Origin of the sequence: Paenibacillus phytorum (assembly GCF_013141715.1) — a bacterium.
In the GTDB taxonomy this organism is placed as follows: Bacteria; Bacillota; Bacilli; order Paenibacillales; family NBRC-103111; genus Paenibacillus_E; species Paenibacillus_E phytorum.
Genome location: NZ_WHOA01000072.1, coordinates 127,451 through 143,883, shown reverse-complemented (window position 1 = coordinate 143,883; position 16,433 = coordinate 127,451). Strand labels below are relative to the sequence as shown.

The window sequence follows — 16,433 nt, the reverse complement described above, 5'->3', positions numbered from 1 at the left end:
GATATCCTCTTTTTTGTTTTTCTTGTTCTTCGTTCTATTTGAGGAGGAAAAACCATACCCATGAAAAAGGAAAATTTAGGAATGGTGTGGAAATTGTTTGTATAACCAAGTTATGAGGGGTACAAGATGAATTATTTAACGGAATCGTATGTAGATAGTTTGGCGCTTAACAGCAGTGCGATCAAGAATGGCAAGGATTTGGTGAAGAAAAATAGTTTTCCGCTGCTCTGTCAGTCGGAGGACGGGACGATCATTTTTGGGGAATGTAAAGGTAGCGGGAAGGACCCATATCGGTGTTCGGTCGATGTGGCGAAAGAGGGGAATCCCGTATTCCGCTGTTCATGTCCGAGCCGTCAGTTTCCTTGCAAACACAATCTCGGTTTGATGTATGCCTATACGTCAGGCAAAACGTTCACCATTGCACCCGTGCCACAAGATATTGTGGATAAAAGGGAAAAGGCTGAGAAACGGGAGGAAAAGAAGAAAGAACCTGTCGACCCGGATGCTCCAGTTGTTAAGCGCAAGACGAACAAGTCAGCATTAATGAAGAAAATAGCTGCACAGCTGGAAGGGATCAGCATTGCTGAAAAGCTTATCCTGCAGCTTGTACAGTCAGGGCTAGGAAGCCTGGACAAAAAGGCGCTGCAAACCGCTGAAGAGCAGGCAAAACAGCTTGGTAACTATTATATCCCAGGGGTCCAAACGGCACTTCGTGATTTGACGCTTCAGTTACGAGCACAGGAAGATCGGGAGACCGTGTATACAAACGTGATTGAGCAGCTTACCACTCTGCAAGCATTGATCAAGAAAAGCAGGGAGTACCTCAACAGCAGATTGGAAAATCCAGATCATCCTATGGATACGGAATCAACGTTGGAAGAATGGATTGGGCATGCCTGGCAAATCGCAGAACTGAGGGAGTATGGTCGCGTTCGCAGCGAGTCCTCGGAATTGCTGCAGTTGTCGTTCCGATCCTATACGGATCAGGCGCGGGGCGAGTTCATAGATGAAGGATACTGGTCGGACCTACAAAGCGGACAGCTCCATTTCACAAGAACGTATCGGCCATTCCGTGCAGCGAAATACATACGTGAAGAAGATTCAGTATTTCAAGTCGTCGAAGCGAAAGAGCTTGCGCAATACCCCGGGGAGCTTAACAAGAGAGTGCGTTGGGAGGAAGCGACATTCCGCGAAGCTGTCTCACAGGATTTTCAGAAGATCGGAGCTTCAGCTCACAAGTCATTCCCAGAAGTCATTAAACAAGTGAAGAATCAGATTAAAAATCCACTTTCGGACAAGCGCCCTGTGGTACTGCTGCAATTTGATGAGATCAAGAAGACGGAAACTTCCTTTGTGCTATTAGATGAACAAGGTAAGGAGCTTCCACTTGCAGACATTCCATATCTCAGCGAGCCTACGACTCATTTGCTGTCTATGCTAAATAAGACGTTCTTACAGAATCAGGCGATTATGGTTATGTTCGAACACAATTGGCAGCATAACAGGCTTGAGGCTCAGCCTTTAAGCATCGTAACGACAAATGAAGTCGTTCGCTTGCTTTATTGAGGTTTAAAAAAGATTGAACTAAGTACGGGAGAAAGTTTAACAGGAAAAACTCCTGCAAATTACTTCGATTTTCGTTAATTTATGAATTTAACTGGAAATTCTACTACTAATATATTCGAATCTTGGCCAATCCTTAAATAATCGCTGATTTAGCAGGAGTTTTTCCCGCTAGTATGACTCAAGCGCTATCCAGGCGCAAATTAGATCGAGAATTTCCAGATAATCCAATCCAACTATCTAAGATCTCGATATGATTTTGCAGCAAGGTGTTCAAGAGATATTTGAGTAGTGCTTTATGATGAAAAGAATTAGGAGACGAACTCATGAGTATAGATCTATTGTTTGAGCTGCAGCATGAGGTGCGGCGTTTGTTTATAGCGGGGAGCGGGATGGCGGCGGGCGATTTACGTTTGCAGAAAATGCTTCCCCAACTACAGAAGCTGGGCGAGTCAGCGCCGATTTTTAACCGAATGGCTCAGGCGGTTAGCCAAGTTCTGGACACGGATACGAGTGGTTCAGCGAGCAGACTTCTAGAGTTAGGCATGCTGTTAAATTCCGTGCTGTACACGCAAGGGAAAACGGAGACGAAATTGGAACTCGTACCGATGGAAGGAACAGGAGTGAATCTTTCGACGTCAATTCCTTACCGCAAGCTGCATCCACTCATTGAGGCATTGACGCAAAAAGGTCAGGGCCGAATGGAGCAGATTCGTCAAGGGTACGACGATGGGTTGTTTCATGATTTCCGCGTCATACCTGCGGCTGTTTCTGGGTTAGACGACAGTTATGTAGAAATACCTGATTTTCTCCATCGAAAGGTGCTGCCCACACTCGGAATGGAAGCACTCCCCGCGCTTCAGCAGCAATTCCGGTTGGATGGCGGGAAAGGTGACGCCCGCAGATTGGAACTTATCCATGAGTTGCTTCCCATATCGGATTTAGACCTCCTTCTTCAAGCTGCCAAACAGGGCTCAACGGAAGTCCGCTCCACGGCGATTGAGCTTCTGGGGGATTACCCTGATCAAGAGGATTTTATTTTGGAGCAAGCTGATGATAAGAAAAAAGAGCTACGCAGAGCCGCCTTATTCGCCTTATCTCGTCTTGGGACGGAGCAAGCGATCGCTCGCCTTTACAAGGCACTGGGTTCGAAGGATCAAGATCTTGCCATAGAGCCAATTCAATTATGCAAGGCCAACGATTTGACTCTCAGCGTCATCGGGCATGCGGAAAGTGTGTTGGAGCGAATCGTTCAACGTACAAAGGTGGAAGATTCCGCACAACAGTTGTTGGCGGACATCCGCAGCTTACAAGGCAAAAGAGTACCGGAAGTCGTAGATTTCCTAGAAAAATTGCTGTCTACGACTAGTTTTATTGTTCCGGAAACGGAAGCCGTACAGGAGGCTGCAGCTGATCTTCTATTGCAATTAGATCTGCCTGAGGCAGACAGTTTTGCTGTAACTTTACATGAGGTGTACAATCGCAAATTTATTGCTTACAGCTTTAGAGCGGCCATCAAGATTCTTCCTCCAGAAGACGTCTACGAACGCTTTTGCCATGATCTTAAGGATAAAAAGCAGCCGGCAGCTAAGGATTTATTGCGAGAATTGTATGAAGTGACACCGACGCTGCTATATCAAGCAGATGAACCAAATGAGGCTGCTTCAGCTAATTTTGTAACATGGGATCCACGATGGGTGCATCTGTTTGTGAAATTGGATGAAGAAGAGCTCGTGTGCAGATTTGCTCAAGACCTGGATCCGAAAGTCACGGCTTATCTAGTCAAAAAATGCGAAGAGCTGCCTAATTTTAACCGAAGTAAAACAGCCAACATCTTGCTGGTCCTCTTCAGTCAAAACTATCCGGATGCGCCTAAGCTACTCATGGATATATTGGAAAAAGGCGGAGCTAAGCAGTTTTACTACTTGGATCGTGTCCAATTGACATTGCTTTCTTTACTGCCAAAGCCTTATGCAGAAAGATTGCAGCAATTCGCAGAAGGGCTATCTTATCAAGGCATGAAAAATCAACTGTTAGAAATCGCGGAAACGATAACTGCTAAGCCGGAACAAACCGAACGCTCAGATAACGAAGAGAAGGGACAGGGATTATGGGGATGGATCAAAAGCAAGATGTCGTAAGGTTACCCTCTGAACGTTTATACATCGAAGAATTGGAAGCTTTGAAGAAATTGGATCAGGATGCGAAGCCAGCCGGGTGGCAGCTTTCTCCGAAGGCGGTACTGACGTTCCTAATTGGTGGAAATGTAAAAGGGGTCGCGATTACGCCGAAATACATCGGCAACAAGCGGTTAGTAGAAATGGCAATAGCTACGCTGTTGACAGACCGAGCTCTCATGCTGATCGGGGAACCAGGAACGGCTAAATCCTGGCTTTCGGAAAATCTGACGGCAGCAATCCATGGGGATTCTGGCAAGGTCATTCAAGGAACGGCGGGTACGAGCGAGGAGCATATCCGTTATTCTTGGAACTATGCCATGCTGCTGGCGCAAGGACCTTCCGATCAAGCGATTATCAAAAGCCCGATTTTCCGCGCGATGGAAACCGGAGGGATTGCCCGATTCGAAGAGATCTCGCGCTGCGCGTCAGAGGTACAGGATGCTCTGATCTCGATCCTATCGGAGAAGACGATCTCGATTCCGGAGCTGGGCAGAGAAGTGTTCGCTGCAAGGGGATTCTCTATCATCGCAACGGCCAATACGCGCGACCGTGGGGTGAACGAGATGTCAGCCGCCCTGAAGCGGCGATTTAACATCATCGTGCTTCCATCCCCTTCGGATATTGAAACGGAAGTGGAGATTGTTCGCAAACGTGTCAGAGAGATTTCGACGAGCTATGAATTGAGAGCATCGCTCCCAGAGGAGGAGGCGGTGCGCAAGGTTGTGACGATTTTCCGCGAGCTGCGCAGCGGGATGACACTCGACGGCAAAGAGAAGGTGAAAGGGCCGAGTGGCGTGATTTCGACAGCTGAAGCGATCTCGCTGTTAACGGGCAGCATGGCGCTTGCGGGAAGCTTTGGCAGCGGTCAGATCAGTGAAGAAGACATTGCCGCTGGGCTGCAGGGAGCTATTGTGAAAGACGAAGAGAAAGACCGCCTCGTATGGAAGGAATATTTAGAAAATGTGATGAAAAAGCGGGGATCGACATGGAGAAATCTGTACTTCGCGTGCTCGGAGATGAACAACTAGATCACAGTCAGGGGTTTCATGTTTTCGGTATACGGCATTTATCTCCTGCTGGTGCTTTCCATCTGCTTGCTTTCTTAGATGAAGTGAAGCCTACGGCTGTACTCGTTGAAGGACCTAGCGACGCAAGCGGGTTTATTGCTGAACTGACCTCGCATGGCGTTGTTCCGCCGATTGCCATTTTGGCGTATACGGATCAACTGCCTGTGAGAACGCTTCTATACCCGTATGCAGATTATTCGCCGGAATATCAGGCATTTCAATGGGCTAGCCGCAATGGTGCACATGCTGAATTTATCGATTTGCCGTCCGAACATGCCTTAGCTCTATACGAGCAAAGGAAACGGAGGTCATCCTCTGCTGAGGGAGAGAGTAATCAGACTGAGGACGACGCTTTTCGGGCGTATGTCCACGAACAGAGGACACTGTATCAGCAGCTTGCCGATCTTTCAGAAGAACCGGACTACGAGGCTTACTGGGAGCGGCATTTTGAACATAATTTGCAAAAAGACGCCTACCGTCATGGCATTTTTCAATTCTCGGCTCAAATGCGGGAGCTGACCGCTCAGCAGGAGTGGCAATATGCCCCACAAGATGCGGCCTACAATGAAATCAGGGAAGCTTACATGCGACGCAAAATTCAGGGTGCTTTAGAAGCTGGGCACGCTCCTGAGAAAATAGTAGTTGTAACCGGCGCGCATCACGCCTCCGCATTAGATTTTCGCTTTCCTGTGATGACGGATGAAGAGATGAAGGGGCTGCCCAAGACGACAACCAAGCTTACGCTGATGCCTTATTCTTACTACAAGCTGTCTTCACACTCGGGCTATGGGGCAGGGAATCAAGCACCCGCTTATTTCGAATTGTTTTGGCAGTGCCTCCAAAAAGGTGACTTGAGCAGGCTTCCTTCCTTGTATTTTTCTCAGGTAGCTGCTTATCTCAGGGAACATGGTACTTATAGATCCACAGCTTCGCTCATCGAAGGTGTGCGGCTGGCAGAGGCTCTTGCTGCTTTGCACGACGGTAATCATCCTACGTGGAAAGACCTTCGGGACGCAGCAACGGTATGTCTCGGTCATGGGGAGCTCTCGACAATTGCGGAAGCTTTGGCAAGAACGGACGTGGGCACGGCCATTGGCAGATTGCCAGAAGGAGTCAGCCAGACGCCAATTCAAGATGATTTGAACAGAGAACTCAAGCGACTGAAGCTGGAGAAATTCAAATCTACGGTTGCTGCAACCTTAGAGTTGGATTTACGCGAAAACCGCAGGGTGAAGTCGGAGGAAGCTGCGTTTCTGGATTTGAAGCGGTCTGTTCTCCTGCACCGGCTGGAATTGCTGGGCATTAACTTTGCCAAGAAGCAAAGAGTGAATCAAGACTCCGCATCGTGGGCGGAGAATTGGATACTGCAGTGGACGCCAGAAGCTGAGATCCAAGCCGTGGAGTCGACCTTGAAGGGGGAGACGATTGAGCTGGCCGCGGCTTTCGTGCTGAAGGAGCGGCTCGATGTTTGCAGCGATATCGCGGAAGCTTCGCGCATCATTCGGGTCGCCTGCGACTGCACGTTGACGGAGTTGATGGAGCAGGCCAAATCCACGCTGCAAGGGCTTGCGGTGGATGCAGGGAACTTCGAGCAGGTCGCAGGGGCGGCCTATGAGCTGTCGGTGTTGATCCGTTATGGATCGATTCGCCGAATCGAAACGGATACCCTTGTTCCGCTGCTTCAGCAGTTATTCCTGCGGGGAACGCTGCTTCTCGTAGATAGCGCGGGCTGCAACGATGACGCTGCTCAGGGCATGGTTCGAGCGATTCAGTCGCTGCACACAATTGCCCAAGACCATTTTGAGGCTGTAGACGACAGTCTGTGGTTGAATAAACTGCAAGAGCTGGCTTCACTCGATGACCGAAATGCAAAGCTGTCGGGCTTCGCATTCGCTATTTTGCTTGAGCGTAACGAAATTCCGGATGAGCGCGTTGCTCAGGAAGTTTCACGCCGCCTGTCACCAGGGATTCCCGTTGACCTGGGAGCGGGATGGTTCGAAGGCATGTCGATGCGTAACCGATACGCGCTGCTGTCTAGGGTTTCGTTGTGGCAGCAGCTCGATGCCTATATCGGATCGCTGGAAAAAGAGGCATTCCAACGTTCACTTGTGTTTCTGCGCCGAGCTTTCGGTTCATTCGAACCGAGGGAGAAGGCAACGGTAGCCGAGATGATGGGCGATATTTGGGGTGTTGGTGCAGATAAAGCCGGAACTGCTTTGCAGCAGCCGTTAAGCGAGGAAGAGAAGGAGAAGCTGGATGAGCTCAACGATTTTGATTTTGGGGATTTGTAGCCTATGACCATGATAGATCAAGAACAATTGAAGCGATGGCGGTTGATCCTAGGTGCTGCTTCCGAAGAGAAGCTGCAGTCTTTTGGCGCTGGAGATGGAATGCTCGACGAGGAGTCGAGACTCATGGATGAGGCGCTTGCCGCGATCTATGATGAGACATCCGGCATTAGTGCTGATGACGGATCGAACGTGGGCGGTCCCCGCAAAGCGGGGCTGGGGCCTTCGTCCCCGAAGCTTGCCAAGTGGCTGGGCGATATCCGCACCTTTTTCCCGCCGGACGTGGTCTCCGTCATTCAATCCGATGCCATTGAGCGCAAAGGATTGAAGCAGCTGCTCTTCGAGCCGGAGCTGCTTTCCCAAGTGAAGCCGGACATCCAAATGGTAGCCACATTAATGGCGCTCAAAGGGAAAATACCGGAGAAAACGAAAGAAACAGCAAGGCAATTAGTGAAGGCCGTTGTAGATGAAATCGTGAAGCGGCTTTCGCAGGATCTGCGCCGAGCAGTTACTGGTGCCTTGAATCGCAGGCAGCATTCGCCGCTGCCGTCGTCCACGGGACTGGACTGGAACACAACCATCCGCAAAAATCTTAAGCACTACGACGTGGAGCGCGGTCTCCTGCTGCCCGAAAAAGTCTACTTCTTTGACCGAGCACGTCGGAGCAAAGAGTGGACGGTCATCCTGGATATTGATCAAAGCGGTTCGATGGCGGGCTCTGTCATTTACGCATCCATTATTGGTTCTATTTTCGCCAGTATGCCGGCTCTGGACACGCGAGTGGTTGCTTTTGACACCGAAGTCGTTGATTTAAGTGAGCAGTGTGCAGAAGATCCCGTAGATATGCTGTTTGGGATTCAACTTGGCGGGGGAACGGATATTAACAAATCCATCGCTTATTGCGAGCCTTTTATCACGGAGCCGAAGAAAACGTTGTTTATCTTGGTCTCAGACTTATATGAAGGCGGCAATCGGACAGAGATGATTCAAAGGCTTGTCGACATGCATCAAGCTGGAGTGAAGACGATCTGCTTACTCGCTTTATCTGACCAGGGCGTGCCTTCTTATGACGATGCTGTCGCTAAAAAACTGGCTCAATACGGTATCCCTTGTTTCGGATGTTCTCCCGAGAAGCTCCCCGAATTCATTGAAGGTGCATTAAAAGGGCATGATCTTGCGTTGCTTGCGGAGAAGGTGAGGCATGGTAAGGGGATATAGCTTATAATGCTAGCAGCCGAACAGTCCTAAGCGTAAATTCAATGAGTAGTATTTTTGGAGGAAAGGGAGTGCGCTCTTGAAAGGTAGGATTCACGGATTGTTGTGTTTTGTTTGTTTACTGGGTCTGTTTATCAGCTTTATGACGCCTAGGGCGTATGCTTGTTCCCGCGGGCCGACAACGTTTGAGGAAGATTTTCTGGAAGCGAGTGCGATCTTTACGGCTAAAGTCACGAGCGTGGATGCCGTGTATCCTTCGCAGAAAGCGGCAATGGTGGAACCAGATAAAGTGTTCAAGGGGCAGTCTCCGACCTTTGTTTTGACCAATGATGATTCGGACCAATGCGGTGCTGGTATCGAAGTTGGAGAAACCTATTTATTTTACTCCCAGAGATGGGATTTACCTTACGTTAGTGTATTTGATACGCATCTTCTTAGTACAGAAAGAGCAGAAAAGCTGACGCATTGGCTCTCAGATAGGACTGAGAAACAACAACCTAAGCCTCCCCGCACGGAGACTATTCTTGCCCACAGGCAGGGAGAGATCCGGATATTTTTTGAACATCATGATAGAGGGTACTCGAAAAAGTCGTTCATAACGAACAACTCCATTTATGTTCCTCTTTCCATTTTCAACGATACACTTTGGCATTCGGCGAACTGGAATGAGGATAAGAATGAAATTGTCATCGATACAACGAACCGTTTAGAATTCGAAGAGCCAGATCCCAATGCCCTCCTTGCTCCCCATAGAGGGGCACCTAAAGAAATTAGCGCAGCGTATAATGATATTAAAATCAAAGTGAAAAGTGAAACCCTAAAGGAACATCCGGAAGCATTTGTAGCGGGTGAAGAAATCTTTGTCCCTTTACGCGCGATCGCAGAAAAGCTTGGTTATGAAGTCGAATGGGTAGACACTTCTTCTGCTGTTATCCTCCACCTCCCCCTTGAACAGCAGAGTGGGCCCAAAACTTTGGCCATGAGATATATCAATAATACCGGGTTGGAAGTCGAAGTTAAGCCGGAAGCGGTTCCTTTTGCAGAAATGTTAAAAGATGAGCTTGGATATCGAAAATACGGATTACAATTTTATTTGAAAATGGATAAACAGGACATTCGGCTGTTAGTGTCTTATGAACTCCTTCGCAAAATCGAAAGTGACGCTTCATTTCGTGAAAAGGTCGGGGCAAAATTAGGAAAGCCGATGAGCGAGATACCTCGCAACAGGATGCTGACAGTAAAAGACTTTGAGTGAGAACAGCAGCACTTTCTCAAATTTCTATCATTTTCTATTAATTAATTCGATCCTATTCGTAGTATAATGTTCCTAATGACATATGGAGGAACTAAAATGACGTTAATTAAGCAATTGCAAGCACCAGAAGAGTTTGTAGGCTACTACCTCATTAAAGAATTAGAAGTTAAACAAACGAATACCACGCCTGCCAAAGATTTCATGGACATTGTGTTATGCGATGCTAGTGGGCAGATCTCTGCAAAACTATGGGATGTTAGCGCGACCGATAAAGAAACATTTTTCCCGATGACGTTGGTCAAAGTTCAAGGCTTAGTTCAAACCTATCGTGATAAACTACAGGTGAAAATCGGTAGATTACGCAAGGCGCTGCCAGAGGATGGCGTACATATTACGGATTTCATTCGTTCAGCACCGATTAGTCCAATCGATCTTATTCATACGATAAATCAAGTTTTGGAAAGTATTACGAATCCGGCCATCAAGTCGATTGTTTCATTCTGTGTGACCAAAGTTGAAGAGAAGCTAAACCATTACCCTGCTGCCAAAACGCATCATCATGCCTATTTCGCCGGCCTTGCTTATCATATTGTACGGATGCTGGAGATTGGTGAATTTATTTGTAAACAGCGGCCATTTCTCAATCCCGATTTAATTAAAGCGGGCATCATTTTGCATGATATTGCCAAACCCGAAGAAATGATCGCGCAGCTAGGGATCGTTTCTGATTATAGTGTGCAAGGAAAGCTGCTCGGACACATCTCGATGGCGTCGAACTGGATTACGGAAGCTGCCTTGCATCATGAGATTGATCTCCAATCCGATGTTGTCATTGGTCTGCAGCATATTGTGCTGTCCCACCACAACTTGCCAGAATGGGGGAGTCCTGTACTGCCTCAAATTCCAGAAGCTGTTGCTTTACATTACATTGATTCGATGGATGCGAAGCTCCAGATGGTTGAGGATACTCTGATGACAACACCGGAGACAGAAGCATGGACGCCAATGATCCGCGGACTAGAAAATAAGGCGATGTATCGTTTGAACTTATAATTTATATTAAATAACGAAAACTGCGTGAGCACGGATGCTCGCGCAGTTTTTTTTTGTAATTATATTTATTTATTTGTTTGGAGGTTAGGGGTACGTTGAAGTTTATTCCCTATTTAGCATGGTAAACTATGGATTTTGCTGGGCTGAGTGAATTGTGAATGCATAATGGTTAAGTAATTTACTATATTTTCCTGGTGTTTTGTTTTCTTGGTTTTTGGGAGAAATGAGGAATAAGAAAGGCAAGTTGTACAACGTGCAACAATTTCCTTGATTTCTCCTGGGTAAGCTAAGGGATGTTGTATGTTGTACAACAATTTAGCCCTTTTATAGGTTAAAGAGCTACCTTTGGCTAGAATTGTTGTATTTTTTACAACAATCGTGTGCAAAACGCGGATTATCTCACCTAAAGTTGTACAATGTACAACTTTAGGTGTAAGCTAGCGAATCTTAAGCATCACTCTCTTGGATATAGATTGTTTTGCATAAGTCGTTTTTTTTCTTTTCTCACAGTTCCGTTTCTCCATTGAGTACCGTCGTTGGTTGAAAGAATTAGGCGTGGTTGTTGGTACGGTATAAGTGAATGTTCGCCTTTCGTGCAATATTAGTGTGTTGTTCTAAAATAATTCTTGTAAAAGTAATAAAAAGACGTACTTTTATTGTGTGATAATACAAAACGTTAGTCTATTCGTTGACTTGAACAGGCCATCAACTCTATATTTGACTAAAGATTGATAAGTTCTTTTGTAGAGAAAACCAAATATGGAGGGGAAGTTTAATATGAAACCATTTAATCTTACTAATCCGCTTGCAGCGAAACGCCCAGTTGTTTTGTCCATTAGCTTAGTTATGATCTCAAGTATGCTCGCCGCATGCGGTAATGCGGGCTCATCGGTTTCAACGTCAGCGCCATCTACAGCACCATCGGCTGCAACGACGGCTTCCACTGCTCCAGCAGCTTCACCGGCTGCAACGACAGCAACCAAAGCAGTCGTACCTGCAACTGTTGTTTTAAACTGGTTCGCCGAACCAGAACATGGCGGGAACTTTGCGGCCTTGGCCAAAGGATTCTACAAAGACGCTGGATTTGATATGACGCTCATGCCGGGTGGTCCGCAGGTTTCTTCTACACAAATCGTCGCTTCAGGCAAAGCGCAATTCGGTATGGCCAATGGTGATGATATCCTAGTAGCCAGACAAGAGGGTATACCGATTGTAGCTATCGCAACCTCCATGCAAAAGAGTCCACAAGCTGTGTTTTATCATAAAGAAGATGCTGCGATTAAAGATTTTGGTGATTTAAACGGTCATAAGGTATATGTGGCTTCAACGGCCAGCTTCTGGCAATTTATTAAGAAGAAATACAAATTAGACAGTGCCCAAGAAATGAAATACACAGGTCAATTAGTTAACTTTGTCAGCGATCCAAAAGCTCTTACGCAAGGGTATGTAACTTCTGAACCGTTCACTCTTTCTCAGCAAAAGGTAGAGCACGGCACGCTCTTGGTTGCCGATTCCGGTTATAACATTTATGCTGGCGTATACTTCACTACGGAGAAAATGATTGCTGAACATCCAGACCAAGTGAAAGCTTTCGTAGAAGCTACGGTTAAAGGCTGGGATTATTACAAGGATCATTCCGAGGAGATCAATCCTTCCATTCAAGTGAAGAATCCAGATATGGGCTTAGATATGATGAAATATAGCGCTGCTAAAGAGATGGATTTTGTATTCGGCGGAGATGCAGCAACCAAGGGAACAGGAGTAATGACCAAAGAGCGCTGGACAGAAGTTCAGAAGCAGCTTGTTGATGTGGGTGTTCTGAAAACAGCAGAGAACATCGACAAAGTGTTCACAACGCAATTTTTACCTAAAAAGTAAGAGATAAAGCATAGAAAATAATCAGGGGGTGGCGGCATTGGCTTCTAATATGAATATGGATTTAGTGAACGTTCGATTGCCAATGGAGGATGAGGGGCATTTGTTTCGTCTCTCGATTCGTGAAGGCGTTTGGACTCAGATTCAGAAGCAAGAAGCTAATGCTGCTCATTCTGGTGCCGTGTCGCTGGAACAATGGAAACTGCAGATTGGCACAGGCGAATCGAGCGTCTCGTTCATTGATCTTGAAGGAAAAATACTACTGCCTGGCTTCGTAGATGCTCATATGCATTTAGACAAATCTTTCTCGCTAACTTCGGTTGAGAACTGGAGCGGGACATTAGAAGAGGCCGTACGCAATTACTCAAGTGCATCACCGTCTTTTACCAAAAATGAGATTAAATCAAGAATCATGCGTTCTGCTCTGCAAGCTTTGTCATTTGGCACAATGCACATTCGTACACATCTTGATTTTAATTTGAGAGCCTCACGAGAGGTAGCTCTACGCACAATTCAGGCAGCTTTGGAAGCTAAAGAGGCCTTAGCGCCTTATATCAGCTTGCAGTTGTTTCCGATGTGTCCCTACAATTTCATGTCACTAGATGTTGATGCCGTAGAGGAAGCATTAAAGATGGGCGTCGATGGGATTGGTGGAGCACCGCATTTGTCCTCAACCCCTAAGGAAGATATCGATTACATATTCAAATTAGCAGAGAAATATGATGTGCCGATAGATCTTCATTGTGACGAAACAGATAATCCAGCTATGCGCACAATCGATCATATCGCTTTACGAACAAAATCAGAGGGCTATTCAGGAAGAGTTACTGTCGATCATTTATGTGCGTTAGCTTCGATGACGGATCAGGATGCTCACGGCATCATTGAGCGCATGGCTGACGCGAGGCTCAAAGCAGTCTCATTACCTGCAGTTAATTTGTATTTGCAAGGAAGGCATGACGGATTCCCCGTTAGACGTGGTGTAACTCGTTTGAAGGAAATCTGGGAAGCAGGCATTCCTATTGCCGTGGCTTCTGATAATATTCACGATCCCTTTCACCCTTTTGGCAGAGGCGATTTATTGCAAATTGCTCTTATTGGCTCTTATGCCGCTCATATGGGGCGACCAGATGATCTTCGCACACTGCTGCGCATGATCACAGATGTGCCCGCCAAGGTACTCGGCTTAGCTTCCTATGAGGTAAAGGCTGGTCATCATGCGAATTTTATTATCATAGACGGAAGTACGCCGGAAGAGCTCTTTACCATGCTGCCTGAACGCCGTTGGGTTTATAGTCAAGGAAGCTTTGTGCGAATGGCTGCAAATAAAGCAGAGTGGCAGGATAAGACCTTAGCTCATTATTGGCAAGAGGCAAGTGAGAATGTATCCTTCCATAAACATGAATTTGCGAAAGGGTGAGCGTCTTAATGGCTAACCTATTGGTCATCTATTACAGCGCATTCGGTCACGTATTTCAAATGGCTCAGGCTGTTGCAGATGGAGCTAGCCAATCCGGAGCGCATCAGGTTAGGATCGTTCGCATTTCAGAAATGATTGCTGCTCAAAATCGTGTTATTCAGCAAGATAAAGAAAGCCCGAGAGCGGGAAATGAGAACTTAGCAAGTGCAGCGACGCTTTCCAAGCAATTCCGCTTAACAGATCGTTACAGTAAATATGAAGCTACGCAAGCTTTGCAGCAGGATATTCCTATCGCAACGAATGATGATTTGCGTTGGGCAGATGGAATTCTATGGGGATTTCCGACGTATTATGGCACGATGCCTGCCCAAGTTAAGCTATTTCTTGAAATGGCTGGAGAGCTTTGTATCGAAGGTGCTTTGGAAGGAAAACCGACTGGTATTTTTAACAGTACTGCTTCCATTCATACCGGACATGAAGCCGCTATTTTAACTGCAATGGTTCCCTTATTTCATTTTGGCATGATATTCGTGGGACTGCCTTATTCGGAGAATCCCGAATATTTAACTGCAGATGCGATTGGCTGCTCGCCTTATGGGGCATCGACATTGGCTGGGCCGGATAGTTCGCTATCTCCGGATCCAAGAGAGCTTCTGATGGCAGCTCGATTAGGAGAGAGGGTTGCTGATGTAGCCGCTGCTTTACAGCTATTCCAAGCAAGATAAGCTTAATTTTGAACGACGCTAATTTGAAAGCTTAAGATCCGCTCTTCACTTTGAGTCTGGATCTTTTTTTATAAGAGCTTATGCGTACTATAATGTCCACTCACTTGGAGGTGCTGAACTTGTCATTCAATCGTTATCAAGGTAAGGCGTGGGATCGCTGCTTTTTTCCCCGCTTAAGTAAGCTCGAGGTTGCTCAGGTTCCCAAAGATGATGCGCTCATCGTTCTGCCAGTTGGCGCGATTGAGCAGCATGGTCCGCATATGCCAGTGTTTACCGATACGTTAATCTCCGAAGTGCTCTTGACCGAGGCTTTCGAACAGCTTCCCGATGATGCGAATATATGGCTGCTGCCGGCCATTCCGTATGGCAAAAGTACAGAGCACCTTGGCCATCCAGGGACCATAACGTTATCCGCAACTACCTTAATGGCTGTTGTGATGGATATAGCGAAAAGCCTGAGTAAAAGCGGATTTCAGAAATTAGTACTAGTGAACACACACGGGGGCAACACGGATTTATTAAATATGATGGGCCGGGAAATCCGTATTGAAACGGGGCTGGCTGTATTTCGATTAGATCCGGGCGGACTCGGTGCCGCTGATGAATGGATAACGCCGCTGGAGAAGCAGGCTGGTATTCATGCGGGTGACATGGAAACTTCCTTAGTGATGTCTGCTATGCCCCATTGGGTTCATATGGAGCTGGCTCCTACGGAATATCCGAATTACCCGGATTCGCGTTATTTGGGCCTTCGCAATCGTGCTTTTGCTTGGGTGATGGATGATTTATCTCATTCAGGCATTTCAGGTGATGCCACGCAAGCAACGATAAAGAAAGGGCATGCGATGACCGAAAGGTATGGCGCTTATATCGCCGAGGCGCTGCTCACCTTTCAAGCTTTTGAAATGAAGTCATTGAAAAAGGAACAATAACGGAGGAAAGTTCCAAAAATCAAATACAGGAGATGAAGTAAATGGCTATGAATTCTTCTCTGATCTATACATCCAATTCACATGAATCTGGCCTTAAATTCGTAAGTATGGAAAATCTGTCTAAGACTTATCCTAATGGAACGATTGCCTTGCAGGATGTGAATCTAACCATACAAGAAGGGGAGTTCCTTTGTTTTGTCGGTCCGTCTGGTTGTGGGAAATCAACGATTTTCAAGATGATCACAGGTCTTGCCAAGCCGAGTAAAGGGACATTAGATGTTTTCGGAACGACGCCCAAAGAAGCGCGCAAACAAAGTGATATCGCCTTTGTTTTCCAAGATCATACGCTGCTGCCTTGGTCTACGGTAGAAGCTAACGTAAGATTGCCGCTTGAATTGCGCGGTGTAGATAAGAAGACACAGAAAGAAGAGGCTCAGCGCGTGTTGGAGCTGGTCGGCTTGAAGGACTATATGAAGGTGCTGCCTAGACAGCTCTCTGGAGGAATGAAGATGCGTGTCTCCATCGCGCGTGCCCTCATTTCGAGACCTAAGCTGCTTCTCATGGATGAGCCCTTCGGCGCCTTAGATGAAATTACGCGTCAAACCTTGCAGATGGAGCTGCTCAATATTTGGCAGCAGGATAAATCCATGACCGTGCTATTCGTCACGCATAACGTATTCGAATCGGTCTTCCTATCCACAAGTGTTGTTGTGATGACACCCCGTCCAGGTAAAATATCGGCGAGGCTTGATATCCCTGTCCCTTTTCCACGAGATGAAAGCTTCCGTACAACGACTCAGTTCAGTGATTTAGTTCGTGAAGTATCTGCAGCTTTGGATCATTGATATGAAAGGGTGAAT

At 46.7% G+C, this 16,433-nt stretch carries 12 protein-coding genes; all 12 read left to right on the top strand.

Annotated elements, in window-relative coordinates:
- Nucleotides 1–126 precede the first annotated feature (126 nt).
- The 12 genes from GC098_RS09910 (at nucleotide 127) to GC098_RS09855 (ending at nucleotide 16,418) form a co-directional block, all read left to right on the top strand.
- On the top strand, nucleotides 127–1,566 hold the full coding sequence (locus GC098_RS09910) for an SWIM zinc finger family protein (protein WP_171643005.1): 1,440 nt from the start codon (nucleotides 127–129) through the stop codon (nucleotides 1,564–1,566).
- A 323-nt stretch (nucleotides 1,567–1,889) separates the two neighbouring features.
- Nucleotides 1,890–3,704 carry a HEAT repeat domain-containing protein gene (locus GC098_RS09905; protein WP_171643004.1) on the top strand — a complete coding sequence of 605 codons (1,815 nt, stop codon included), beginning with the start codon at nucleotides 1,890–1,892 and terminating at the stop codon, nucleotides 3,702–3,704.
- Nucleotides 3,680–4,771 (top strand): ATP-binding protein, encoded by a 1,092-nt coding sequence (locus tag GC098_RS09900; protein ID WP_171643045.1) that lies wholly within the window; start codon nucleotides 3,680–3,682, stop codon nucleotides 4,769–4,771. Before GC098_RS09905 ends, GC098_RS09900 begins: the two co-directional genes overlap by 25 nt.
- Nucleotides 4,729–7,101: a DUF5682 family protein gene (locus GC098_RS09895; RefSeq protein WP_171643003.1), complete on the top strand. Its 2,373-nt coding sequence runs from the start codon at nucleotides 4,729–4,731 to the stop codon at nucleotides 7,099–7,101. Before GC098_RS09900 ends, GC098_RS09895 begins: the two co-directional genes overlap by 43 nt.
- Before the next feature lie 3 nt (nucleotides 7,102–7,104).
- On the top strand, nucleotides 7,105–8,316 hold the full coding sequence (locus tag GC098_RS09890; RefSeq protein ID WP_171643002.1) for a VWA domain-containing protein: 1,212 nt from the start codon (nucleotides 7,105–7,107) through the stop codon (nucleotides 8,314–8,316).
- A 76-nt stretch (nucleotides 8,317–8,392) separates the two neighbouring features.
- Entirely contained in the window at nucleotides 8,393–9,568 is a 1,176-nt protein-coding gene (locus GC098_RS09885; protein ID WP_171643001.1) for a stalk domain-containing protein, read from the top strand.
- Nucleotides 9,569–9,664: 96 nt separating this feature from the next.
- Nucleotides 9,665–10,621: a 3'-5' exoribonuclease YhaM family protein gene (locus GC098_RS09880; RefSeq protein WP_171643000.1), complete on the top strand. Its 957-nt coding sequence runs from the start codon at nucleotides 9,665–9,667 to the stop codon at nucleotides 10,619–10,621.
- Nucleotides 10,622–11,398: 777 nt separating this feature from the next.
- The gene (locus tag GC098_RS09875) at nucleotides 11,399–12,499 is read left to right on the top strand and encodes an ABC transporter substrate-binding protein (RefSeq protein WP_171642999.1); all 1,101 of its coding nucleotides are present in this window, start codon (nucleotides 11,399–11,401) and stop codon (nucleotides 12,497–12,499) included.
- Between the two features lie 37 nt (nucleotides 12,500–12,536).
- Entirely contained in the window at nucleotides 12,537–13,916 is a 1,380-nt protein-coding gene (locus GC098_RS09870) for an amidohydrolase family protein (RefSeq protein WP_246321018.1), read from the top strand.
- A gap of 8 nt (nucleotides 13,917–13,924) precedes the next feature.
- Nucleotides 13,925–14,641 (top strand): NAD(P)H-dependent oxidoreductase, encoded by a 717-nt coding sequence (locus GC098_RS09865; protein WP_171642997.1) that lies wholly within the window; start codon nucleotides 13,925–13,927, stop codon nucleotides 14,639–14,641.
- Nucleotides 14,642–14,751: 110 nt separating this feature from the next.
- Complete coding sequence (locus GC098_RS09860; protein ID WP_312880024.1) at nucleotides 14,752–15,573, top strand: creatininase family protein; 822 nt, start codon at nucleotides 14,752–14,754, stop codon at nucleotides 15,571–15,573.
- A gap of 41 nt (nucleotides 15,574–15,614) precedes the next feature.
- Complete coding sequence (locus tag GC098_RS09855; protein ID WP_171642996.1) at nucleotides 15,615–16,418, top strand: ABC transporter ATP-binding protein; 804 nt, start codon at nucleotides 15,615–15,617, stop codon at nucleotides 16,416–16,418.
- Nucleotides 16,419–16,433 lie beyond the last annotated feature (15 nt).